Genomic DNA, 25,733 nt, shown 5'->3' on the forward strand with positions numbered 1-25,733 from the left:
TGAATAAATTCTTTCGCAAAAGGGGGTAAATTGTGTCAGGTATTCTTTCCATGATTCTCGCAGGAGGTGAAGGCACCCGTCTCTTTCCATTCACAAGTCTCAGGGCAAAACCGGCTGTTCCCTTTGGTGGAGGCTACAGGATAATTGATTTTGTCCTTAATAACTTTGTCAATTCAGATCTGCTCCAGATTTTTGTTCTGACACAGTTCAAATCCCATTCTCTTATGAAACATTTAAGTCAGGCATGGCGTATCACAGGCCTGACAGGTCGCTTCATTGACCCTATACCTGCCCAGATGCGCACAGGAAAACACTGGTACAAAGGAACAGCAGATGCCATCTACCAGAACATCAATCTTATTGACAGCCATGATCCGGAAATTGTCTGTGTGTTTGGTGGAGATCACATATATAAAATGGATGTCAGACAGATGATTGACTACCACAGAAGCAAGAGTGCCGAACTTACAGTTGCTGCCATTCCTGTTCCGGTTGAAGAGGCTTACAAGTTCGGTATTATTGAGGTGGATGAGAGCGGCAAAATGGTTGGCTTTGAGGAAAAACCTGAAAAAAACCCCAAAACAATACCCAATCGCCCCACCCATGTCCTTGCATCCATGGGCAACTATGTCTTTGATGCAGATTCCCTTGTTAACTATCTCCAGATAGATGCTGAAGACGAAAACTCCATGCACGATTTTGGCCATAACATCATCCCCATGCTTGTACCGGGAGGGAAGGTTTATGTTTATGATTTCTCCACCAACGAAATCAGGGGAGAACCTGAAAACTCAAAGGGCTACTGGCGGGATGTGGGAACACTTGACGCATATTACGAAGCCAATATGGATCTTATATCAGTGACTCCTCCCTTTGATCTTTATAACCGCTACTGGCCACTCAGAAGCTATCATCCACCTGTGCCCCCTGCCAAATTTGTACATGACTATAAAAACAGAACAGGCCATGCAATAAATTCAGCTATTTCAGCCGGATGCATACTAAGCGGAGCAGAGGTTAATCAGAGCATTCTTGGACATAGGGTTCATATACACAGCCACTCATATATTGAAAAATCGGTATTTATGGGAAACACAGATGTCGGTAAAGGATGCCGCATCAAAAAAGCCATATTTGACCAGGAGGTTGTGGTGGCCGACGGTACTGTCATAGGAGAAAATCTGGATGAAGACAAAAAACGTTTTCACGTATCTGATGGAGGAGTTGTGGTAATCCCCAAAGGAGCAAGGGTGGGATTTAACTGATGAAAATATTAATGATAACCTCGGAGATGGATGGAATCATAAAAACAGGGGGACTTGCAGATTTTGCAGCCGCCCTGCCGAAAGCACTTATTAATCTGGGGCATGAAGTGAGAATCATAATGCCAAAGTACAAAAACGGAATATTTCCCGTGCCTTCCATTTCCGATTCCCTCTACTTTAACCTGAATCATAAAGATAGCTATGGTTCTCTTGTTCACCATATTCAATCAGATAATATTCCTGTAATGCTTGTGGAGCATCATGATTTTTTCAGTCGTGACGGGATTTATGATGATGGAACTTACGCATATCCTGACAACCCGCTTCGCTATGCCTTTTTATGCAAAGCAGCACTTGAGTATTGCCTTCATGAGAAGTGGATACCTGATATCATCCACGGAAACGACTGGCATACAGCCCTTGCTCCCTATTATCTCAAGGAACATTATCACCACCGTCCTGAATTAAAAAATACCAAAACAGTTCTTACCATTCACAATGGTGAACATCAGGGAAAAGCCGGAAAAGAGTGGCTTGAGCCACTCGGAATTCCTCCCTGGCATTTCACAAGTGATATAATTGAAGAGTACGGAATCCTGAACCTGCTAAAATGCGGTATCATGTACGCAGATGCAATTAATGCTGTAAGCCACGGTTATTACGGCGAACTTCTTCAACCTGACACCTCTCATGATAACCTGTGGCAATATTTGCACAAAAGGCAAAGCAGTTTCAGCGGAATTTTGAACGGATGCGACTATACAATGTGGAATCCTGCAAGTGACAAATATATCCCATACCATTTTTCTGCACAGGTGATGAGAGGAAAAGAATTTTGTAAAAAAGCCCTTCAACGCAGAATGGGATTGCCAGAAAATAAAAATCTGCCTGTTTTCGGTCTTGTGGCAAGACTCTCCAAACAAAAAGGTTTTGACTACCTCATACCTGCTCTTGAAAGGCTTCTATACGAAAGGCCACCTCTACAACTTGCAATGCTTGGTTCCGGAGAGGCGCATTACGCTTCAAGGCTGCATTATCTTCAACAGCATCATCCCGGAACAATGAGCTTTGTCAATGGTTATGACAATGAGCTGTCTCACCTTATTGAAGCCGGAGCTGACTTTTTCATTATGCCCTCCCTTTTTGAACCATGTGGTTTAAATCAACTTTACAGCATGGCATATGGAACTCTTCCTGTTATACGGGAGACAGGTGGATTAAAAGATACTGTTAATATTCTTGAAAAAGGGCATGGGAATATTGACAAAGCCACTGGGATTGGTTTTAAAAATCCTGACAATGAAAGCTGCTATGAATGCCTGAAACAAGCTGTTTCTCTCTACCTACATAACAAGGATCTCTACCGTCAAATCCAGCAGCAGGCAATGATGCAGAAATTCACATGGGAAGATAGTGCCAAAGGGTATGAAAGTCTTTATTATCAAACTGTTAACTCTTAAATCCAGAAAATTATAATGCCCGCATACCTTTTTTACCGTTAAAAAAAATCACATTTTTGATAATATCTCAAATCAGAAAAGAGATACTTTATCATTTCTGGATCTTCATGAAAGCGTTTCAACAGACTTAAAGGGTGGTTCAACATTTCCATAAATGGCCCAAAAAGTTCCGAAGGATCACGAAAACATTCCCAGTCACATCGCCTGCAAAATGTTTTTTTATTAATAACACTCTTCATATTCAATGTCTGATATTTCCCCATATTCTCACTGCCCCGATAACCACAGGGATAAGTGTTTCCATCTCTGGAATCAACAAAAAAGAAGCTGTGACCACCAAGACACGGATAAGATGAATAACAGTTTCCCTGCCTTGTATATTGCTTTATCAGGGCATGAAGAGAGCTTAATGGAGAAAAAATTCTGATCTGCTTTCGATATCCCGGGATTGTCTCCATCAGTGCCTGAAACAGTATAACTTTTTCCTCTCTGCTGAATGAGACAAGAGTATCTCTGGAAGTTGCGGAATAGACAGCTTCTCTATTATCTTCCATACTCATTGGATAACAAGCGTTTACAATGGTAAACCCCAGATCAACAACAAACCTGTAAAATTGGGAAAATGCCTCACAGGCAGCATGATGGAAAGCATCTCTATTTTGGGACAAAAGCATAAGAGGGCTTTCCCCTCTTCCCATGTATCGGTTGATGCCCAGATTTGCAGAAGGGTAGATCCCCGCTGACTCAAATATGGGCAAAGCCTGTTCTATGCCCTTGATAACACCTGGCAATCCCCTCATTCTTTCATGGCGGTTTGGGGATGCCGAATCGATGCTTATCCAGAAGTTCCTAAGACCGCTTTTGGCCAATTTTTCTGCAAGTGGATAGACCCGCTTTTTGAAATTATCTTCATCGCCGGTGAAACGAAGAAGAAATCCGTTTGTACCGGTTCGAATAAAAGGAATGCCGGCTCTGTGGGCGTGACGAATCATCTCAAAAAGCTCCTCAGCCATAAGAAAGGGCTCTCCACCGGTAAAAGAGATTGCTTTCACCCGATTTTCTGCGGCACGGTCAATAATGGCCTTTACATAATCCAGAGACATTCTGGTGCGTGGAAAACGATTTGTTACTCGCATCCCACACTGCCCGCATGTGGCGTTGCAGGCATCCGTTATCTGAAGCACCAGTTGACCTGGATAAATGGTCGGAAATATGGCTGAAATAGCGTCATGCGCAAACTTTTGCATTGGGAACATATCCTTGAGTGTCATTTTTCTGAGAGTCTGTTTTTTTGACATCCCTTTGTTCTGACGGGCTTTTTAAAGAGCCAAAGCGAGTAAAGGATGCTCCTTTTCCATTCGAAGCAGATGCAGATAAGGATAGATGTCCGGCGGATATTGATGTTGCAGAATAAACTGAAGAAGGTATTGATACTGCATGCCCAACATGCCGGCGGCGCATATGCGTTTCCTGAGCAGGGGATAGAATATCCAGGTTTTTGAGAAACCTGATCAGGAAAGTATCATTTACATTCTGGACAGATACTGAATTTTTGCTGTCATTCAGGATATCATCCAAAGCAGCATCCCAGGAAAAATAATCCTTTACGTATTCTCTGGCCTTATCTGAAATTGCCTGTGCCTTTTCAGGCATCTTTTCCTTTAATCTGATGAGAGTGTCAATACGATGAACCCATTGTTCCATCTGGTTCCAGGGCAGCACAAAACCTGTTACACCATCCTGCATGATCTCCTGGGGGCCACCAACATCAGTCACAAGCACCGGAAGACCGCATGCTTGGGCTTCCACAATCACCATGCCAAAAGTATCTGTGGTACTTGGAAAAACAAACAGATCAGAGCAGGTATAATATTTCATGAGTTCTTCAGTTGATAAACGCCCTGTAAAGAAGATGCGGTTTTGCACATGGACTTTGTTTTTCCGATGTTCAGAGAAGAGATTACTTTGATTGGCATTGTTTTGACCGGAATTGTTTTGGCCGGAATTGTTTTGTCCGGAATTATTTTGACTGAAATTATTTTGACTGAAATTATTTTGATTGGAATTATTTTGATTGGAATTATTTTGATTGGAATTATTTTGACCGAAATTATTTTGACTGGAATTATTGTTATTGGCATTGCTTTTAACAGAATTATTTTGACTAAAAAAATCGTTTAAAGCAGATTTTTGGGATGAATTCTCTTCCTCCACCATGAGGTATGATTTCAACTCCTCAAGATCTGGCCCGTCACCGCAAATGACCAGATTGACATCTGAATGAAGCTTTTTCACATCCTTATAAATATCTGCAAGAAAATGGATTCGTTTGTCCTTGCTGACCCGCCCTGCCCACATAAGAGTATAACCGGAAGGAATTGATTTGCTTTTGAGAAATCGCATCTTCTCCTCCTGAGAATAATCAGGTGTATCAATCTCAAAACCTCTCTTGAGAACCTTCATTTTTTCCCGTTTATACCCTTCTGTTTCAAGAATTTTAATATACTCTGCCGTGGGGACCCGAATAGTATCAGCACAACCATAAAACCAGCTAATATATCTATGAACAAAAGATGAAATCCCCTCATCATTAAAAATATATTCTGCCTGGTAAGCGAAATCGGTGTGGTATATCGCACTGCATGGAATTCCCAGAAGCTGTGACATTAAAAGCCCTATAAGCCCCACAGGACCAGGAGTAGATATAATTATCTTTTCAGGTCTGTATTTATAAATATTTTCAACAGCATTGAGAATAGAGGGGATTCTCAATGTATATGAGTTATAAAATTCCGGTGTATGCGAAAAAATGTCCGGCAGATTAATTGTGTTGGAACTCAAAATATGGGAACGACTCTCCGGCAGGCATACCACAAACCTTATCTGTGAACCACGCTCCTCAAAACTTTTCATGTAGTTTTTCAAATTGATGGAAACTCCGTTGAGATCATCAATGGTATCTGTAAACCAGAGTGTCCTCTTCTGTTCCTCTCCCTTACAAGGAATATAGCGCTCCTTGAGTTCCGCAATAAGATCCCGATCCATATAAAGATGTTTCAATGATGAAAAAAAAGGAATGGAGATAAACATGAGAGGCAGTGAAGAGGATATATTTTTGAAGAGCTTTCCGGCATCTCCTTTGGAAAAATCTTTGATCAACGATTCACACAACATTACAATATAACCATCCAGCAAGGTGGCCATGTTCTGGTAAATGCGCTCCATGCGGGCTTCCACATCCATATCTTCATTCTGTGCCCATGCCTGTACATCATCGAAAAAACGTAGAAGGAGTTTGTCTTTAACATCCTTGCCACGTTTTATTTTCCAGCGTGTCACCCAGTTTTTCAAACCGTTTTCTCTGTTTCCATTGAAAACCAGGGCATTTATAAGCTCCCTTATGCCGGAAACATTGTGGTTATCTTTCCGGCTGGAAAAGTCACAGAATATTTTATAAATTGAAAAGGCAAAGGATTTGTAATCGTTACAACGCCCTGAACAGGATGTCCTTTTTTCGCGTATGGCGTTAATCAATGCCTCTTTACCGAAAAAATACTCCTTCTTTTCATCTTCAGGGATGACCGATGAAGTAAATGTCTGACCAATAAAAAGTGTTGCATGATCATCTGAACCACCAGTAATGCCTTTACGCCAGGGCTCTTCGCTCAATGGATTGATACCATGCCTTGCAATAAGTATATCAATTTTTTCCCGTGTCAGATTCTCAAGCACCTTCTGCCAAATTTCGTTATAAAGCCTGTTTCTGGAACCATTTAGACCTTCAAAAACATCAAACATGAGGATAAGTTTTTCCAGTGTATCCATGTCCAGTTTTTTATTGACACTGTAAGTGGCATGGGCAACGGAATGAGCCAGATTTTCAGAAAAAAGGTAATCTCGGAGGGTGTAGATATTTTTCCGGAGCTGTTCAATTTCTGTGAACTGTTCCGGCGTGATATCATAAATAAGAATATGAATCTTGCATTTATTTTCAGGAAAATAGGTAGTTGCTTCAACGCTTAGAAAAGTATCTTCGGGGTATTTGGCCATAAGCTCCAACCCACCTTCGATGGTGTTGTGATCCGTTACCGTTACATAAGTCATTTCTTGCTCTTTTGCCTTTGCATAAAGAGTGTCAATATCGGTATAGGATTCTCTTGCACCTACTCGTTGCAGAAACCATTCCGAAGGCCGTTTGGAGGCCATGGAGTGAACATGAAGATCAGCACTAATTATTGTCATTTCCTTAATCCTTAAATATTCGAGGTTAATATTATGATTCTAATAACCCCTTTTTATAAGAATATGATTAAGGGAATGTTTAAAAATGATTTAAAAATCTAAATTTAAAAAAAAATATTACCTATAGGGCATGTTTCATTTCCCGTTTTACACTTTTCGGGACACCATGCCCATTTATCGGGATTCTCCATAAAAAAAGTGTAAACTACTTTTGGGATGATATGAAAGATGCCGCCTATAGAGTATAATTCTACTTTTTTAACTTTTGACAGTTGGCATTTTGATATTTTTTAAACAACTATTCAAACTTCAAGGTGTTTTCTACCAACAATCAAACCTTTAACGAATAAACACTACGTAAGAGACAAAAGCAATGACACAAGAGCCTTTGGATCAATGTACGGCGATGTTTCAGATGTGATAAGAGGCATATCAATAACTTCTATTCCCATCTTCTTCAACGCACATTTATCGATTTTTCCTTCATATTCTCCATTTTTGCTATCAATTATAACATAATTTAGCAGATCACAAACAGCCGGCTTTATGTTATTACTGTAACTCATTTCATAACGACCTGCAAAGAGTCTATAAGGTCCGGCAATGCCTTTACGACGAGTAATCATGGAAGAAATATTGCCTTGCATAATGCTTTCATTCATGTCAACGTGGCCATTTCTGACGAGATAATAAACCAAGACATAAATCTGATCCATAAGTGTCATGCCAAAGGTTTCCGGGTCACTTTTCCCGGTGCTGGGAATATAGACCTTGGGTACTGGTAGATTACTGATGGCTTTGCCTACACCCTCTGGAAGCAGATTGGCAATAAGACTTGAGTAAAAACTGCCCATGGGGTAACAGACAAGATCCGCCTCATTTATGAGATTGGCTATTTTATTCCGAACGGGAATAATAACAGGTTCTGGATTATCAAGATTTCGGCACATCCAAAGATTTATTATTTTACTCTCCAGCGGTTTTTCCTCTTTTCCCGTAAGAATGTGTTGACCTATTTTGATGCTACCATTTTCAAGTTCAGCCGCAATATGAAGGTCCTTGTTGATGACAGGACGCACAACCCCACGAACCTGAACCAGTTTGGAGAAAATGTAGATAATTACATCAAAGTTTCGCCGGTTTTCAAGATATCCTGCTGTCAAAATCAGGTTGCCGATGCTGGCTTTACGCAAACTGAAACTATCTGCCATGAACTCCTTAAAAAAACGGAGATGCTGGCGGATGATTTTTCTCATGGGATCGGGAATATCCGCCACCAAGGTATGCTTTCCCCTGATCATGGAGTCAAGCTCTTCCATGAGCTCTTTTTTTTGGGCATCCTCGGGAAATCTGTGGGCAAATAGCCGATAAATCTCATGATGACCGTGGAGGCTCTGATCTGCAAGTGCCAACAGGCGATTTCTTACGTCCCCGATGGCCGGCATCTCAAATGCTTTTCTGAGCAGCGCAGAGCTTCCCCCTGAATCAAACGGGGTGATTATATGAATGGAGTTGTGGGTATATTGAATCAATTCCTGGCATGAACTTCTTAAGGCTGTGCCACCACTGAAAAAAAGGACTTTGGGTCCCAGTTCAGGAACCCGTTTCAGTCTGGCAAGTTTTACGGAATCAGGAAGTGTTATGGTACGGGTTACTTTTAGCTTCATTGTCATGTTAAACGATCATGGCTGGAAGTCAGCCACCCCCGAATATGAAAATTTGTATCTATTTTCATGGTAAACGGACATGGCGAACGTTTTGCCGCCCCCGTGCATGGAAACAATGTATCTATTTTCACGATAATGAACCGGTTTCAAGAAAATGGATATATATTTCCGCAGCTTTTTCAAAATCAACACCTCCACTGAATTCAATGACGGTGCAGTTGGATAGATAATCAGCATAGACATCCGGTGTTGGCTCCGGCATTTTGCAATGACTGTCCGGCATAAAAAAAAGCCCTGTGGATTTCATAAATGCAGGCAGAAGATCCATTCTTTCCCGAGGCTTTACAATCTCTACTTTAAGTGGCTCATCTGTGTGTTTCCAATCCAATATAGCGAGTGCATGCATGGGAGCTTCAAGGACAAATTTATCCGGCCCAAAACATTCGTCGATGGAGGCATCAAATTTGTGTTCAAGCTCCCACAGCTCCTCTTTGGGAAGGGAAGAAAAGAGCCTGATCTCCTCATCACTCATGATCTGAAGCAGGTTGGGATTATTCAAAATGGTGCCAGGATTTATTCGCGGCAGCTTTGCAACACCGAACATGGTCATTTTGGATGAATTATCGTCATGCATGATTCCTTTAGATGCATTATCTCCATGCATGATTTCTTTAGATGCATTATCGGCATTTTCCCTTTTGCGTATCATCAGCCGGTCATTGCTGATAAATGTTGTTCCTCTGTTCATCATATGCAGGGCAAAGGTGGATTTTCCTGCACCTGAAAATCCTGCAACAGCAGCTCCTTTTCCCTTCCAGGCAACAGCCGCAGCGTGGCCAAGAAGTGCGCCGTTGCAAAGCTCCCACTCAATATAGCGGTTGTTAATAAAATTGATAACCTGATTACTATTTTCAAGGCATGGGCCGATGGCAAGGTGCTCTTCCCTGCCAAAGAAAAAATGCATACCGGTCAGCCTTTTTCTGACAATACGTCCATCTGAAAAATCAGCATACTCTTCCTTGATCTTTCTCTTTCCCGGATCAGGCTGTTTAATGGTGAAAGGGATGTCAAGCTCAAGAACCGGAGCCTCATGAGCTGATATGCTAATATCAACTGTCTCTTCAATATCAATTCCTGACTCTTCAGTAGGAAACGGAATCACAAAATTATCAAAATAGCGGTTGAGTTCATTGAGTAGCGACTCATCGTTAACCTTTACCCTGATATGACAACTTGCAAATTTTAACAGAATCTCAAAATTTGCCGGAAACTCTTTCCGATACTCACAGATATATCCATAAATTTCTTGGCTATTCTCATTTAAAGCCTCTGTAGCGCTGATGCCGGAGCTTCTGTTTTGATGAGCGTCTCCTTGAATATTGCTCCCCTCTTTTAGAGTGCCGGAGATACAAGTGTCGTTGTACTGCATATTCTCTTTCATGGCTGTTCCACCTTTTTTAATACATAATCCACATAAAGCTCTGCCGCATCCATACCGCAGGCGGTCTGAATACCCTTGAATCCCCCAAAAGCCGAAACTTCAAAGATCACAGGGCCTTCTTCGGTTTCAGCCACATCTACACAGGTAAAATCAAGTCCGAACAATGCCTGGGCTTTTCGGGCAAGTTCAATGGTGGAATTGGTAGGGGTAAAGGCTTTATACTTACCGCCGGATCTGGTGGTGGTGTTCCAGGAAGATCCGTCATTGCATCTGGCATATGTTGTCAGATACTCTCCTCCGAGAAAGACAACACCAAGATCCTGTCCTCCAAGCTCCATTTTTTTCTGTATATACATGATGCCATGCTCCTGTGTGAATCGCTCGACATCTTCTCTTAAAGCCTCGCTGGGGCGCATCACCACCATTCCTCGAGCCTTAGAGGAAAACATGGGTTTGAATACCGCCTCACCATAGCTTTCAACCGCCTTTATGGCAGCCTCAATATTTTCTGTAATGGTGGTGGGGGGCATGGGTATCCCTCCATTGTTAAGGGTAACCGTACAACTTAGGCGATCCAGAACCCGCATTATTTTAAATGGGTTGGAGTAAATTTTAAGGCCCCTTTCATGGAGGAATCTCAGCATCTCAAGGCGATCCAGAAGTGCCGGAGAGTAATGAGTGCCAGCCTTTTTAACGATCAGGGCATCAAGTTTTGACAAGTCAGTATCACCAAACCAGGCGCTGCCTGTCTCAAGATCCAAAGATATCTCACTTAAAGGGATTAACTCTCTGTAGCCTGTTTTTCGATCAACCGTGTCTGCAAGCATTTCAGATGACCACCCGCCCGGGGTGCCGATTATGCCAATTTTTGTCATTCAGGAAACTCCATTACTTTAAAAATTATATTAACATTTTAGGCATCCTTCATTGCCCGATTTGCACTTTATGAAACATGATTCCCATTTATGGGGTATCTCCATCAAAAAGGTGTAAAGGACTCAATAGAGAAGAATTGCAGGTGGAACAGAAAATGTCTCCCAGGGTTTCCCCTCATGTGCGATAACCCGTTCCATGAGAAAATGTGCACGGCTGCACATATTTTTTGCAAATTCATACTGAAGCTCGAACCGGGTGGATGTAAAAAATGATCTGGCCAGCGCCAGTGCCATTCTAACCTCAAAGGTAGTGTCATTTAGTTCTGCGGCAAAGCGCTTAAAGGTACTGAAAAAGAAAAGTGTGGTTCTGTTAAGTCGCTCCCTGAAGTCAGGATCAAAAACCGGCATTCTGAAATTGGAGACCAGAAAAACCGATGCATCTTGAACATAGTCACCCTGCCTTGAACGATAGAGATCAATATAATTGATCTTCTGTTCTTCATGGTTGTAAACAATATTGTTGGTGTTGAAGTCGCCATGGATAAAAACAGAAAAAGGTGCTAAAAGAGACTCTTCAATTTTCTGACACCTGCTGATCAGATTTTCAGTAGCACAAACAGTAAACGTATTGATGTTAAATGATGGCCTGAAAAATTCCGGATGAACCCGCTTTATTGCACCAAGGCGGGCGCTGAGCTGTTTCATGCAGTCTGTCTTTAAAGTCATTTCATTTCTGGTTTTTTCCCAGATCTCAATAATGGTATGTTCAAGGATAAAAATTACATTGCTTACAACTTCAGCATCCTCTGTCAAAATAATCTGATCCAGGGTACATCCGGAAAGAAATTCCACCAGCATGGAAGCAGTCTCATACTTTTCATAATACCCGAACACCCTTGGGGCAAGGCCGGGAAAGAGGCTTTCCCAATAACAGATATTCTCATGCTCTTTCTTTATTTTCTTAATGCCACCTTCCTTGAAAATTCCCTGGGCCTTAAAGCCTGACGGTTTTTTACGGCTAACCTTGCTGATGCGGCATCCTGACCGTGAACCCCAGATGGATGCAAAATCAATGTCGTTGAGGGTTCCATCAAAACCCGATTCCGACAGGGTCTTTTCAAGTGCCTCAAACTGCCTGATCTTTATACGATCTCCAATAATCCCAAAAAGCAAAGCCTCTCCTATATTCAGGATGGAGTCGCCGATTCGCTCAAGATATCTGAAAATAAAAATGGTGGTGATTAGATCTGTGACGCCCTCCCCTTGTTTTAAATCTTCAAGAAGTATCTTGAAGTTTTCTTCCCACATTCGATCAAGTTCAAATTCGGCCTTGCAGATATGAAGAGCACCTGTAAGATCATTATCATCATAGACCCGTGTAATGGAGGAGAGGCTCTTCTGGATAATCGTGAACATGGTTTTGTAATCATACTGCTGAAGAAATGCGTTGCTGGTGAGATAGCGGGTTTGTCGGGTAATATTGACACAAAAGTCTGCAATTCTTTCAAGATTGACACAGATGATATGTACAGCCCTTATCCGGTTAATGATCTCCTGATTAATAGATGGTTTCAGTGTGGCAATTCTGGAAAAACAGGCATTTTCAATGGTGGTTTTAAGATTGTCAATATAGTCGTCCTTGGCACCTATTTTTTCAAGGACTTCAAGGTTGAAATCTGATAACAGACCATAGGTCAGCTTGATCTGGTTTTCCGTTTCAATGGCAAGAAATTTGAAATTTCCGAGAATATCTTTCATGGATGCACTCTTAATTTCCCGATGTGGTCATTTGAACCATTATGAACGAATTTCAAGAGATTTTTGATCCGACAGGTTAAAAGGAGTGTCTTTCCATGCAAATTTAAGAGTGATTTTATTTTTCCCATCCCGTTTTTTTGCCTTTATTTCAAGTTCAATCAAATTATTGGGCTGCAAAACAATCTGCTTATCTGTGGTATCAAACGCAATCTGTTTTTTTGCAAAACCATCCATCAAAGCCTTTAAGTATTCGCTGATGGTTTCACTGTCCTGTACAGATTCATGGGTAAATTCGTCTTTTGAGGACATCTATAACTCCTTTGTGGATTTAGTTTAATTTCTCTGGCAATAGCCAGGGTGACATGATTGATTTTGATTTGCTGATCAAGCTTAATCTTATGTGGATTTTGTTTAATTTTTCCGGCAACAGCACTGTCAACGGCGCTATCCAATGCGGCTTCTGTAATCTTCTATAACCTTTTCCCTATTGATACCGGACATCACCAGTTCCTTTGCAATATTAAGATCATCCCAGGGAGGCTGCACCCCTATTTCACGGGAGGCTTTAAGTTTGTCCTGTTTATCCGGATCCCTTGTTTTTTCTCCGAAATGGGTGTCATCTCCCATGAATATAAGAAGTGGAGCGTGGCTTCTGTGGGGTTTTTTATTGATATCCCTGATGACAGAGATGAGAAAATCCGTATATCTTTGTGATTGAGGATTCCACACCTCAACTCCATCCACATCATAATCCGCCAGAAGTACAGGCCAGAACTGCTCAGGATGGGGAATAACAATTCCGGCATTCAAAGCACGTGCCTCTTCAATCACCTCCGATGTCCTGAAGAAATACTCCAGTGAAAAATCTGCCTTTACCTGCTGTTTTACAGCAGTTAAAAAGGTTTGTGCCCTGTCGATTAGTGTGTCACCATGTATGGGACGTAAAAAATCAAAAAAATTTCTCAACAGCTTATTTTTGATGGACTGAGGAGAGATAGTTAAAATATTTTCATCAAGCAGAGTGCTGATTTTTCTAACATAAATCTGGACAAACCGGACAAGCGATGCATTGGCGCCAGTCTGCTTTACTGCTTCTTCAATACGGTGTTCAATGGGTCGAATGATGGTATCAATAAATTCAAATAACTGGGAAGATCTATACTTAAAAGTATGGGCAAGCATGCTTTTGAGCATGGATGCATCTTCCACGCTCTCATTTTTAAAATGGAGCAGCAACTGAACCTTCTGGTTGAATCCCCTTGAAAGACAATCAACTTCAACGCCTGAAAAGCCTTTATAGCTCATGATTTCATTGTGCTGGGTCGGAATTATCAGTTCGTTCTCCCTGTTTGGGAAAAGATTATTAACGCGCTGATCAATGAGTTCCATGGGAATAAATTCCGGATGCCAGTGAACAGCCAGCACCGATAATTGACGGGGAAAACTCTCTTCCGGCTGAATAATGCGCTGTTTCTGTTCTTCATTGAGATCAATGGAGACAACTTTTAAAAAGATATCATGGTCTTCTTCAGTGACATCTTCCGGAATATCCTGGGGCACAAGAGATAATACTTCCATTCTGGGCTTGCAATTTGCTTTTACTACACTCATGATTTCCTTCCTCAAAATCGACATCTTATTGCTTTTGCAGAAGTTATTGCACTTGTCTGAATCAGGATAACCAGGATGAAAAGGATGTTCAGGATAGATAATCCTGTCTTATCTTTGTTAATCCTGGGCATCCTGATTCAGACAGTATTGACAAGGCTCAAAAGATCATATGTATTGACTTTGAGTTCTTCTGTTTCTGTCCGTTTTTTATGATTTATTTATATTTTTTATGACTTATTTATATCTTTTATGACAATCGTTTTTGATCTGCTCCAGCTCCTGATATATGGCCTTGCATGATAGAAGATCATTGGATGAAACTGCCGCCCTGAAACGTTCACATGCTGATTCATATGGTTTATAAAAGATCTCCCCCCGCCCCTTGAAAGAGACCATCATTCTGGAACTCTCCAAAAATGAGTCCGTCAGGTGATTATCCGGTAACTGATTCTTTGCAAGGAGATCATAAATCTGCCTGAACTCCTCATCCATCTTTTTTTTCAGCTTTTTATATTTAGGTTTACCTCCGGCAAAGCTTTTAAATAAAGTTTTCATGGCAGGCCCGGAATCAGTTTTCCTGTCAGAGCGAGGGTCACTGTTGTTATCTGAAGGGTTCCTTTCAGATTCAAGAATTTCATATTGGCGCTTCTCTTTAAATGCCAAATCTTCTGTGCTTACTTCCGGAGACGGGAAAGTTTTTGATTTGATCTTTATGTTGAAACGATCCTGTTCTTTATGCCTGATTTCAATTTCCAGACGTTTAATATGCTTACATTCTAATGGATAAACAGGTGTGGCAATGCTTTCCGCTTCGTTGAGGGTAGAAATGCTCTCGCCTTTCTCCAGACTGTCAGCCACGCCTCTTAAAAAATCAGCAGCCTCTTTCAATGAGAGTGATTTTATACGTTTCTTGTGACTGGCCAAAATTATCCTCCTGGATGATATATGAAATTGGGAGCATCGAACGGGTTCGACAGGTAACAAATCGCGAAACCTTCTTTGCTAAATTAAAAATGGAGTTTCTACTATTTGTGTTAGAAAAAGATTAGGAACGTATTAAATATGCATTAAATGAATGTTTTAGCGTAAAAATGGGCATGTTTCATTTACCGCTTTACACTTTCCGGGACACCATTCCCATTTATCGGTATTCTTCATAAAAAAAGTGTAAACTACTTTGGAGCAGATATGAAAGATGCCTAAAAATGACTATCATTTTTATATTTGGGGGCATGATTGATACGTAAACAATCATGCCTGTTTACCCAAGTTCATTAAAAACTACTTTCACCGCTGGCGTACAGTTATATGTAATTGGAAACATGATGGCTTCAACCCTGATGAAAACAAGAGGGGAAATTTTTAAATAGATGTTTTTCATTTTATTCTGTTTTTTTTCAATGAGTACAGATTGTATTGCTTTGTAGTATTTTTCTTCTTGAATACCCGAGATCATATTCCATAAGGGTTTTATTTCCCACTTGCGATTATCGTGCAGCCGTTTTCCAAGGATATCACTCACAAAGAGAACATCCAATTTTTCATCCAGCAGCAAAAACATTGCCTCTTTACTATTGCATACAGCAGCATATGCATGTTTAGTATCCTGGAGCACATTATTTTCAAGACTCAGATCGTTGTTGATCTGTTGCAATTCAATCATTTGGTTATACACCCAATCAATCTCCTCCTTTGCGTTGTTTAATTGCCCTATCAATGCATTATTCTTTTTTTCTGCTTCAAGGGTTTGGGTAACCAAAAAGTTGTTGTCATCCTTTAATGTGTTGATTTGGTTAAATAAAATCATATTCTTTTTCTGAAAATCAATGATCGCCTGTCTGTCATTCTCCATCTCTTTGTTGAGTACCTCTTGTTCATCCTTGAGCTTCTTATTGATCAGAAGGGCTTTTTCAAGCTTTTTGTCGTAATCAGCCATGGAAACCTGGTGAGAGGCCTTGCATTGTTCCAGGGCAGACTGGCCGTCGATTTTAAGTTGCTTAATGGTATTTTGTGCTTCACTGTATTTCTTCTTATAATTGATGTTCTCTTCCTGGAGTTGAAATATCAGATGATGGAGCTGCTTTATTTCTTCCAGTGTTTCATTATTAGAGGATTGCAGTGTTTCCAATTCAATTTTTAATACCCCGCTTTCTCCCTCAACGACCTCAAGTGCCTGGACAAGTTCTTTTTTTGTTTTGGCCATATAATCATTCATTAAATCTCTCCTTTTTTTGTAAATTTTTTATTTTTTATTTTGTTTAAAATTCATTTTTTATGGTGGATTTGAATATAAATTTTAATATAAAAATGCATTTGATTTTTTTTATAATTTAACTAAAAAGATAGCTTGTTGTTTCATCATAACCGCCAATTAGATATATTTTATAACAAACTCTATGTCAATAAATATTATTTTTTTGTAAATTTTTTGTTGACATTTGCATTCAAATACTATAACTTTTTTTGTACAAATTTTGTACGATAAATTTTTGAAAAAGGAATTTTCTATGGGAATTTTTAAAGATGAGTACGAAACAAAGCGTGTTATTTTTAATATAAACATGGATATTGCAGAGCGTCTGGAAAAGGCTAAAAAAGATGCGAGGAGGTTTGGCAAAAAACTGGATATAGATGAAACAGTTAGCAGCGCTGTGGAAAAATTTTTGAAACGGGCTGAAAAAAAATTGGCTGAAATGCAGTTGAATGAGAAAAAAAAGAGAAAAAAAAATTCTGACCAGATTCTTGCCAAAGAAAATGAACCCGAAGATGAAGACAGCTCTGACATTGAAAACAATTCACCTATAGAAGACGAGTCGTTTAATTGATGTTGTGGTATTTGATTGTTGCAGCATGGAAACAAGATAAAGAAATCAAAAAGGAGAAGTGACAATGAAAAAACAAGAGATTAACATTAAACATGAACTGAGTGTAGAAGAGACTGTTGATCTGTTCAATGAAATTTCAAAAAGTATTTCCGAAGGAACCATCTCCATTGAATATGGAGAAAAACAGATATCCCTTAAACCTGGCTGCCGCTTTGATGTAGAAATCGAAGCCACACGAAAAAAGGGCAAACAGAAATTAAATATTGAACTCTCATGGAAAGAGGAAGATCCAACATGCGCCTGCAAGCCTGTATTGAAAATTTCCAGCCAGGAACCCATTCAGGAACCTATTGAGGAAGAGCCTGCTGAAGAGGATAAAACCGTGAGCGAAAAAATCGACGGGGATGACGAAGCAAAAGAAGATTTCTCACGGGGAGAAGATACTCAAGGTATCAAAACAGAAAATGAAAAAAGTGACGGAGATAACGAAGTAAAGGAGAATATTCCCCAGGAATAAAATGTAAAAACGGGGATGGCTGCAATGCAGCCACCCTCATACGCCAATGGGCAAGCCACATTTTACAGACTTGCAAGGGGAAGTTTAAATAAGATGTCGATTTTGAGAAGTTAATTAAACCCAACCACTTAATACCGCGGGCTTCCCCGTAACCTGCGATCCTCTTCCATCAACTCAAGTTCCTTGTCTCCCATAATTACAATTTCGGGATCAAGGGTGAGATTAATCTCAGGATCGAGTTTTTCATAGGGAAGTGAAGAGAGCATTATTTTCATGGTATTGATTCTGGCTTTGTGTTTGAAGTGAGAACGGATGATGATCCAGGGAGTCTCCTTTGTGTGGGTTCGCTTCAGCATCTCCCACTTAACGTGGGTAAAGTCATCCCATCTGCTCTGGGCCTGCAGATCAATCTCACTGAATTTCCATTTTCGTAATGGATCATTTCTACGCCTGTCAAATCGTCTTGCCTGCTCTTCCTTGTCAACACTGAAATAGAGCTTTATCAAAATAGTGCCATGTCGTATAATATCCGTCTCAAAACTGATAACCCCATTCATGAAGTTTTCATACTCTTTTTCCGTACAGAAACCAAACACCCGTTCTACCATGGCCCTGTTGTACCAGCTTCTGTCAAACAGCACAACCTCTCCTCCCCTGGGGAAATGGTTGACATATTTCTGGTAATACCATTGGCTTTTCTGCTCCTCAGTAGGTTTTCCAAGGGCCACAACCCTGTAGTGTTTTTCATTCATGTAACGAGTTATCCGACGGATACTTCCACCCTTTCCGGCAGCATCCCGTCCCTCGAACAGAATGATCATGCGCCGGTTTTCTCTTTCAAGGTATTCCTGAAGGCGTATAAGTTCAGCCTGGTAGGGTTTCAGCTCTTCCCCTTCAAGTGCTTTCTGGATACCAAATCGTTCAACATCATTAAGGCCAATCTTTTTATCCTGAAGAAGGCGCTTATAGTCATTCAAAAGATAGTCAAGTTTGACTTTTCGGCCTTTAAAAAATATATATTCCGGATTATTCAACATGTTTCCACCACGTTTTAAAATTTTATATGAAAGTCTCCGTAACAGGCTGTTTTAAAAACGACTTTCATCGCTTCGATTGTGGCGGTAATCCGCCATGTACGTTATAAGAAAGTCCCCGTCTTTTAAGGATCTATAGGACTTCCACGCTTCGTTGTGGCAGATGGATCTGCCATGGCCGTTATATCAAATTCAGATTTGATAATCTAACAGGTAATTGTTAGCAAATTGTTAGCATTATGTTAAAGAAACGAAATATATTGATTTTTTTTTTATGATCTTGTTTATATTTTGTCTGACGGCAGTCAGTTATCCTGGTTCAGAGAGATGCAATAACTACTCAAAATCGACACATATAACTCCTTGAGCCTTGTCAATACTGTCTGAATCAGGATTCCCAAGATTAACAAAGATAAGGCAGGATTATCTATCCTGAACATCCTATCCATCCTGATTCAGACAAATGCAATAACTTCTGATAAAGCAGTAAGATGTCGATTTTTAGTAACTATCAAAAAAGCCATAAAAATGTCGATTTTGAGAATAAAAGGAATCTTTACAATATGACAAATGAAATTGATGCAATTAAATATGTATCCAAGATAATAATAATTTGTAAAAAACAATATGTTTTTTCAATCAAGAAATCACCGCTTAGGCCTTTCAAAGACAAGCGGCTTGAATTTTTCGGAGGGAATGTGGATCAAGGGGAAACTCCTTTTGAAGGCCTCATCAGAGAACTACAGGAGGAAGAGATGACTGGAATCCTCGCAGAAAAGGCAAAGGCACTGAAACCAGAACCACTCAAAAGTTTTGAAGTTGATGGAAAAATTCAGTGCATATATCAGATGGAGATTACAACAGATGAATATCCTAAGCTTAAAGCCCACCCTGATGAGAGCTACGGTATCAGGAGCTTGCCACAAAAAATTTTCGAGCTTCCCAGAACCATTGATCTGGAACTTTTTACCCCGAAAACTATCAAAATATTTCAAAATATGGGATTGATCTGATTATACTTTGTTAACTTAGCCATAGTTCCCTGAAAATCATGGTGATACGCTCTCTTTGATCAGATTTTCACTGGCATAATTGGGCATCCTTAATATGACCCGAAAATATCCACGTCACCTTCTGCTAACCAAAATATTGCTTCTTCAAGTTTTTATTAGACAGACAATCAAACCTTGAACGAACTAAACCCTATACATGAAAACCAACCTATGCCACCCTGAACAGGAGGTTTCCGATGAAAAAACTGCCCATCCATTTTTTTACAGTATGTTTTTTGACAATCGCTATAACATTTGGTTTTACAGGTTGCGGTGATCAGGATCAAAGCCAACAAAACGGACAGGATCTTCAGAATAAAAAAGCGGCTCATGCAAAACACCAAGTCTCCCTGTCCATTGTAAGCGGTTCAGAGAACAAGGCTCTGGCTCCTGTTTTTGAACAGTTTGCCTCGGAAAATGGCATTGATCTTATCATTACCTATATGGGCAGCGTGGATATAGCAAGGGAGATTGCCAAAGGAAACCGTATTCAATATGATGCTGTATGGCCAGCCTCAAGCCTTTGGTTTTCAATTGGTGGCAGTTCATCCCTGGTAAAACATACCAAAAGCATCATGCGCTCTCCTGTGGTTTTTGCAGTAAAAAAATCAGTGGCAGACAAACTTGAATGGTGTGGCAAAGATGTCAAAGTAACGGACATACTAAAGGCACTTGAAGAGAAAAAGATTCGTTTTGCAATGACATCCGCCACTCAATCTAACTCCGGAGCATCTGCTTTTCTCGGATTTCTTTCTGCTTTTGCAGGCTCACCCGAAGTGCTGACCCATGATCACCTGGATTCACCTGAGTTAGCAGATCAGATAAAACGCTTTTTGCGTACTGTGGATCGTTCTTCCGGAAGTTCTGGCTGGCTCAAAGAGATGCTCCTTGAAAATTACCTCTATTTTGACGGCATGGTCAACTATGAATCAATGGTCATTGAGTTCAATCAGGAACTTGGCCCGAATCAAGATCCCCTATATGCTATCTATCCAGTGGGTGGCATTACCATTGCAGACAGTCCCCTGGGATATATCGACAAGGGAGAGCCTGAAAAAGAGGAAGCTTTTTTAAATCTTCAGTCTTGGCTTCTTTCTGACAAAGTTCAAAAGAGCCTACGCCAACAGGGACGTCGAACAGGGCTCATCGGCCTTGACATGAACAATACCAATACAGCCGTTTTCAATCCTGAATGGGGCATTGATATTAAAAAACTCATTGTTCCTGTTACAATTCCTTCGGCTACTGTAGTCTCCGAAGCACTAAACCTCTACCAGACTGCTTTTAGAAAACCCTCTTTAACTGCCTATGTACTTGATTATTCAGGGAGCATGCAGGGTACCGGAGAGGCACAGCTTAAAAAAGCCATGCGAACTCTTCTTGATCAAAACATTGCAAAGGAATTCCTTCTTCAATCTTCACCAGAAGATATTACCTATGTTGTACCTTTTAACAGCAAACCCATTGCAGCATGGAAAGCTGTAGGTAATGATGAAAAGACACTTACGGAACTTCTCACACAGGTGGAGTCCCTCAATCCCGCCGGAGGTACAAACATGTACAAAGCCGCTGCAAATGCTGTAAAACTGATTAAGGAAGATGCAGAGAGCGGCAAATATCATACATCGGTTATTGTGATGAGTGACGGTGCCAGTAAGGGATCATTCAGCGATTTTGAACAGTCTCTGTCACAGCTCGGTGTCAACATCAGGGATATTCCAGTGTTCACAATCCTATTTGGAGAGGCAGAAGTCGCTCAGATGGAATCACTGGCAAAAACCATGTCAGGAAGAATGTTTGACGGCAGAAAGGATGTGGTCTTGGCATTCAGGGAAGCGAAAGGATATAACTGATGAACAGGATACCCGGAATAGTTGTAGTTGCAAGAGAAATTACCGCAGGGACAGGAAGTGCCACACTCTTTTTTCTTCTGACCTTTAGAATTCATATGCCCTGGTGGGCAGGCTTTATTCTCTCAATTATTGCCTATGCAGCTATCCGGATGCTCTTCCCACCTGAAATCCGAAAGGTTCAGGTGACTCTTCCCGAAGGGCTTTCCCAGAATGATTATGGGCTTTTTATCAGGAACTGCCACGAGAATATCCGTGGTATGAAAAAACGCAGCAGCGAGTTGAAAGGCCCCTTTCAAAAGGATGTTCAACAATTGCTGAACGTTTGTCAGGGACTTGTGAACAATTTTGAAAAAGATCCCGAGGATATCAAAAATGCCCTGGTTTTTCCGGATCGCCTTGAAAGAATAAATGTAATGCTTGATAACTATATGGACATTGTGCACCAGCCAGTTCAATCGCCCCAGACAGCAAGAGCACTTGAAACAACACAAAAAGCCATTCAAAAAGCAATTCTAAGATTTCAGGAGCTCCAGGTTCGGCTGCTGGAAAATGATGCACTGGATTTAAGTACACGTGCCAAAACGTTTGATAATCTTATGGATTTTGATTGATTTTAAAAATTATGAACAATCCTTTTCCAGTAATAAATTTAAGGACACTTAGCATATGAAACGTTTTTTTGGACTAATTATTCTTCTGGTTATTGCTGCTGTATGTGGGGTCTGGTTCATGTTGAATCAAAAGGGAACTTCTGATTACTCCATTCCAATACCTGGAAAAGCTTCTACATTGACAAAGGTGACGGGTCTTGCAGGCTCTGAAAAAATGGAGCTGTTTGCCGATAAAGAGATTATGGAGATACTGGAAAGGAAAGAGAACCTTGATATTGATGTGAAAAAGGCAGGAAGTGTGGAGATGGTCAGGATGACGCCACGGGCACAGGATTTTCTGTGGCCTGCAAACAGGGTCAATCTGGAATACTACCAGGAGACCCATAGTGATGTTATGCGCTCTGCTGACATATTCAATTCACCCATTGTTCTATACTCCTGGGATATTGTCACCGATGCTCTCATTAAAAACGCTATAGTTCAGCAGAGGGACAGCATATACTATGTCATTGATCTGCCGAAACTTCTTGAATTGATCACGGCCAAAAAAACATGGAAAGATATTGGACTTGAGCAGCTCTATGGCAAAATCATGATCCGTTCCACCGACCCTGCCAAAAGTAATTCAGGAAACATGTTTGCTGCTCTTATTGCCAATACACTGAACAAGGGAGAGATGGTTACACAAGAGAGCATAAAGGAAGTGTTGCCAAGGCTGAATACATTCTTTGCCAGACTTGGTCATATGGAGCACTCATCCAGTGTGTTGTTCAACATGTTCCTGCAGCAGGGAGCAGGTGCCTATCCAATAATTGTCGGGTATGAAAATCAACTTCTGGAATTTGCAAATGCCCATGAAGAGACTTTGCCACTTCTGACCTCAAAGGTTCGGATACTCTATCCATTTCCCACAGTGTGGGCAAGTCATCCCTTTATTGCACTATCAAAAAAAGGCGTTAAACTGATGGAAGCTTTGAAAAATGAAAAAATATACGAACTTGCCTGGAAAAAACACGGCTTCAGAAGTGGTCTTTCCGGTGGGAAAAGCGATCCTTCGGTATTCAAGATTCCGGGGATTCCAAAAGAAATTAATGGCGTTATGCAGACACCAAGTGCATCTGTCATGAACATGATCACGGAAAGCCTCTTGCCATTGAGTGGTATAAAATAGTCATTATACCGATTGTGAGCAACAAAAATTACACCTTTCGGAAATATAAAAAACAAAAATGATGGTTTCACATGACATCTCCCAAAAAAAACCCAAGGAGAACTTAACATGACATCCACCAATCTATCCCTTCCTGAGCTTACAGATCAGAAAAATAGTAGTTCCATGATTTCCCGATTACAGGAGCATGCCCCTGAAAAAATGGCCCTTGCCAGAGAAATGGCCTCTCAACTGGATTTCACGAAAACACAGGGAGTACTGGCATTTGGTGTAAAAGATCAGAAAAACATCGTCACATTCACCGATTCTGTCCTGTCTCACATCCGATCAGGCGATGCAGGTCCTGCCGGAGAACTTATGTCCGATCTCAAAGGCAAAATCCTTGACCTGGATGTTGGTTCCCTGCCCAAAAGTGCCGGCAGCAGTGCCAGTGCCGCAGTATCCCATATCCCGCTTCTTGGAGGCTGGCTGGCTTCAAAAATGGATAAGGCAAGGGCATTTTTGCGCCGGTATGAGACATTGAAAGTTCAGATTGATGACATAGTAAAGCATCTTGAATCAGAAAAAAGCAAACAACTGGAGCACCTCAATCGCCTGGATACCCTTTATGAACGGAATCAAGAGTATTTTGATTCCCTGGAGATTCTCATTGCAGCTGGAGAAATAAAGTTACAGGAGATGGAACAGGAGTTTGAAATTAGACGTTCCGGGCTTGAGGCTATGGAGAACACCGACCCCATGGATCTTCAAAAGCTCAAAGACTTTGGTGATACTATCCAGTCCCTGGACAGACGATTATACAACCTTAAACTTGCCCGAACATCTGCCATTACATCCGGCCCCACAATACGTGTTGCCCAGGAGGGGTCAAAATCTATTGTTGAAATGGTTCAAGAGTCAATTCTGATGATGGTTCCGGAATGGAAAAAACAGCTTGTTATAGCTATTTCTCTGTTTGATCAGAAAAAAGCCATGGCACTTGTCAATGAAACCCGATCCATGACCAATGAGTTGATGCAATCCACAGCCGCACTGCTCGGAGAGACCCAAGCCACAATAAAATCTGCCCAGGGAGAAGGCTTTGTCAAAGTTGAAACCCTTCAGAATATGACAACCAAGCTCATTGAAACCATTGATAATGGTATTAAAATGGATGCTGAAAACCGGAAAAAACGGATTGAAGGGATAGAAAAACTTGCAGAAGCGGAAAGCAGACTCAAGGAAGCGTTGCAATCGGCTCAATCCTCTGTATTGTGATGGTTTCAGATAAACTACAAATGTAGCTTATACTTTTCGGAAAATTCTGAACCATGATTAAAGTTTTAAGGGTTTTAAGGATAAAAAATCAGGGTAATCCCTTATTCACTCAAAATCGACACCTATGATCTTGTAAGCCTTGTCAACACTGTCTGAATCAGGATTCCCAAGATTAACAGGATAAGGCAGGATTGTATATCCTGAACATCTTGTTTATCCTGGTTATCCTGATTCAGACAAATGCAATAACTTCTGAAAAAGCAATAAGATGTCGATTTTGAGTATTCATGAAAATCATGGTTCAAAAAAGTGTAAACCTATGAATGAAAGAAGCCTGAAAAGGATCATAAAGTATGATTTCAATAAAATCTTCTATCAGCACCAAAATCATATTAAGCGTCGCAACCACTTCAACCCTTTGCTTCTTCTGCTTAATCTGCTCAAACTGGTATTGGGACAGACATATCACCAAAAAATATTCCTCTTTGCTCAATATCCAAACCTCTTTGAATGAAAATCTCAAAACAACCGTGCTTAACCTGCAAACAAAAATGCTCGGAATCCCTGATCTTCTGAAAGTGGATTATAAATCAGATGTTATAAAATGGGTTAAGGAGAACCACAGCGTTGAGAAAAGTGAACAAATAACAGATAGAGACATATTTAAAAAGCAGTACAACAGAACTCAAAGGCGAGATATTTCAAAAGGATTGTTTGTTGTTACCTCAAGTAAAGAAAATGTAAGTGTCAGCTGGGGCATTCTGGATAGTGAAGGAAAATTTACTGACACTGTTGAGACACTTGTTCTTAAGAGCAGTAATCCTGTTAACGATGCGAAAGTAATTAAAGATGCTATTGCAAAAACTGAGGAACAGGCTAACAACAAAGATGGCATCATGAATAAAATAGATCAGTTAACTCTTTTGCTTGCTGACGAGATGATAGCAGCGGAAAAAACAAGAACAGAAATACTAAACTATACAGATAAAATTACAGGAAACGAAAAAGAGCTTGTCAGAAGCAAGAAAGTAAAAGATTTCAATATTGCAATAATTTCAGGAATAACAGCTATACTGAATCTGGTTATTCTTTTT

At 40.6% G+C, this 25,733-nt stretch carries 21 protein-coding genes; 10 read left to right on the forward strand and 11 right to left on the reverse strand.

Features of this window, described 5'->3' with window-relative positions; all coding sequences use genetic code 11:
• Positions 1-32: 32 nt before the first annotated feature.
• Entirely contained in the window at positions 33-1,265 is a 1,233-nt protein-coding gene (gene glgC / locus MTBBW1_RS09855; RefSeq protein WP_080802679.1) for a glucose-1-phosphate adenylyltransferase, read from the forward strand.
• A complete protein-coding gene (locus tag MTBBW1_RS09860; RefSeq protein ID WP_080802682.1) occupies positions 1,265-2,725 on the forward strand; it encodes a glycogen synthase in 1,461 nt (486 codons plus the stop codon). Before glgC ends, MTBBW1_RS09860 begins: the two co-directional genes overlap by 1 nt.
• 38 nt (positions 2,726-2,763) lie before the next feature.
• Here the strand turns inward: MTBBW1_RS09860 and MTBBW1_RS09865 are convergent, their stop codons facing one another.
• The 10 genes from MTBBW1_RS09865 to MTBBW1_RS09910 form a co-directional block, all read right to left on the reverse strand.
• Positions 2,764-3,972, reverse strand: coding sequence for a radical SAM protein (locus MTBBW1_RS09865; RefSeq protein ID WP_080802684.1), 1,209 nt, complete (start codon positions 3,970-3,972; stop codon positions 2,764-2,766).
• Complete coding sequence (locus MTBBW1_RS29055) at positions 3,953-6,967, reverse strand: glycosyltransferase (protein WP_080802686.1); 3,015 nt, start codon at positions 6,965-6,967, stop codon at positions 3,953-3,955. Before MTBBW1_RS29055 ends, MTBBW1_RS09865 begins: the two co-directional genes overlap by 20 nt.
• A gap of 353 nt (positions 6,968-7,320) precedes the next feature.
• Positions 7,321-8,640: a GAK system CofD-like protein gene (locus tag MTBBW1_RS09875; protein ID WP_245809326.1), complete on the reverse strand. Its 1,320-nt coding sequence runs from the start codon at positions 8,638-8,640 to the stop codon at positions 7,321-7,323.
• A 121-nt stretch (positions 8,641-8,761) separates the two neighbouring features.
• A complete protein-coding gene (locus MTBBW1_RS09880; RefSeq protein WP_222424024.1) occupies positions 8,762-10,075 on the reverse strand; it encodes an HprK-related kinase B in 1,314 nt (437 codons plus the stop codon).
• The gene (locus MTBBW1_RS09885) at positions 10,072-10,950 is read right to left on the reverse strand and encodes a GAK system ATP-grasp enzyme (RefSeq protein ID WP_080802689.1); all 879 of its coding nucleotides are present in this window, start codon (positions 10,948-10,950) and stop codon (positions 10,072-10,074) included. Before MTBBW1_RS09885 ends, MTBBW1_RS09880 begins: the two co-directional genes overlap by 4 nt.
• A 123-nt stretch (positions 10,951-11,073) precedes the next feature.
• Positions 11,074-12,708, reverse strand: coding sequence for a PhoU domain-containing protein (locus MTBBW1_RS09890; RefSeq protein ID WP_080802692.1), 1,635 nt, complete (start codon positions 12,706-12,708; stop codon positions 11,074-11,076).
• Between the two features lie 39 nt (positions 12,709-12,747).
• On the reverse strand, positions 12,748-13,017 hold the full coding sequence (locus tag MTBBW1_RS09895; protein WP_080802695.1) for an amphi-Trp domain-containing protein: 270 nt from the start codon (positions 13,015-13,017) through the stop codon (positions 12,748-12,750).
• Between the two features lie 135 nt (positions 13,018-13,152).
• Positions 13,153-14,319, reverse strand: a complete 1,167-nt coding sequence (locus MTBBW1_RS09900; protein WP_245809327.1) for a hypothetical protein — start codon at positions 14,317-14,319, stop codon at positions 13,153-13,155.
• A gap of 234 nt (positions 14,320-14,553) precedes the next feature.
• Positions 14,554-15,243 carry a GAK system XXXCH domain-containing protein gene (locus MTBBW1_RS09905; protein WP_080802698.1) on the reverse strand — a complete coding sequence of 230 codons (690 nt, stop codon included), beginning with the start codon at positions 15,241-15,243 and terminating at the stop codon, positions 14,554-14,556.
• A gap of 337 nt (positions 15,244-15,580) precedes the next feature.
• On the reverse strand, positions 15,581-16,534 hold the full coding sequence (locus MTBBW1_RS09910) for a hypothetical protein (RefSeq protein ID WP_080802701.1): 954 nt from the start codon (positions 16,532-16,534) through the stop codon (positions 15,581-15,583).
• A 292-nt stretch (positions 16,535-16,826) separates the two neighbouring features.
• Between MTBBW1_RS09910 and MTBBW1_RS09915 the strand changes: the two genes are divergently transcribed.
• Together MTBBW1_RS09915 and MTBBW1_RS09920 are read left to right on the forward strand one after the other, a co-directional pair.
• Positions 16,827-17,144 carry a hypothetical protein gene (locus MTBBW1_RS09915; protein WP_080802703.1) on the forward strand — a complete coding sequence of 106 codons (318 nt, stop codon included), beginning with the start codon at positions 16,827-16,829 and terminating at the stop codon, positions 17,142-17,144.
• Positions 17,145-17,208: 64 nt separating this feature from the next.
• Positions 17,209-17,661, forward strand: a complete 453-nt coding sequence (locus MTBBW1_RS09920; protein WP_080802705.1) for an amphi-Trp domain-containing protein — start codon at positions 17,209-17,211, stop codon at positions 17,659-17,661.
• A 128-nt stretch (positions 17,662-17,789) separates the two neighbouring features.
• On the opposite strand, the gene ppk2 is transcribed toward MTBBW1_RS09920, so the two are convergent.
• The gene (gene ppk2 / locus MTBBW1_RS09925) at positions 17,790-18,698 is read right to left on the reverse strand and encodes a polyphosphate kinase 2 (RefSeq protein WP_080802707.1); all 909 of its coding nucleotides are present in this window, start codon (positions 18,696-18,698) and stop codon (positions 17,790-17,792) included.
• 560 nt (positions 18,699-19,258) lie between these two features.
• Here ppk2 and MTBBW1_RS09930 point away from each other — a divergent pair.
• The 6 genes from MTBBW1_RS09930 to MTBBW1_RS28290 form a co-directional block, all read left to right on the forward strand.
• On the forward strand, positions 19,259-19,708 hold the full coding sequence (locus tag MTBBW1_RS09930) for an NUDIX hydrolase (RefSeq protein WP_080802710.1): 450 nt from the start codon (positions 19,259-19,261) through the stop codon (positions 19,706-19,708).
• 236 nt (positions 19,709-19,944) lie between these two features.
• The gene (locus MTBBW1_RS09935) at positions 19,945-21,600 is read left to right on the forward strand and encodes a substrate-binding and VWA domain-containing protein (RefSeq protein ID WP_080802712.1); all 1,656 of its coding nucleotides are present in this window, start codon (positions 19,945-19,947) and stop codon (positions 21,598-21,600) included.
• Entirely contained in the window at positions 21,600-22,211 is a 612-nt protein-coding gene (locus MTBBW1_RS09940) for a 5-bromo-4-chloroindolyl phosphate hydrolysis family protein (RefSeq protein ID WP_080802714.1), read from the forward strand. Before MTBBW1_RS09935 ends, MTBBW1_RS09940 begins: the two co-directional genes overlap by 1 nt.
• A gap of 55 nt (positions 22,212-22,266) precedes the next feature.
• The gene (locus MTBBW1_RS09945) at positions 22,267-23,382 is read left to right on the forward strand and encodes a type 2 periplasmic-binding domain-containing protein (RefSeq protein WP_080802717.1); all 1,116 of its coding nucleotides are present in this window, start codon (positions 22,267-22,269) and stop codon (positions 23,380-23,382) included.
• A 108-nt stretch (positions 23,383-23,490) separates the two neighbouring features.
• A complete protein-coding gene (locus MTBBW1_RS09950; protein WP_080802720.1) occupies positions 23,491-24,639 on the forward strand; it encodes a toxic anion resistance protein in 1,149 nt (382 codons plus the stop codon).
• Between the two features lie 551 nt (positions 24,640-25,190).
• Positions 25,191-25,733: hypothetical protein (locus tag MTBBW1_RS28290; protein ID WP_186441194.1), on the forward strand; the 543-nt coding region annotated here is incomplete at its 3' end.

Source organism: Desulfamplus magnetovallimortis (assembly GCF_900170035.1).
Classification (GTDB): Bacteria; Desulfobacterota; Desulfobacteria; order Desulfobacterales; family Desulfobacteraceae; genus Desulfamplus; species Desulfamplus magnetovallimortis.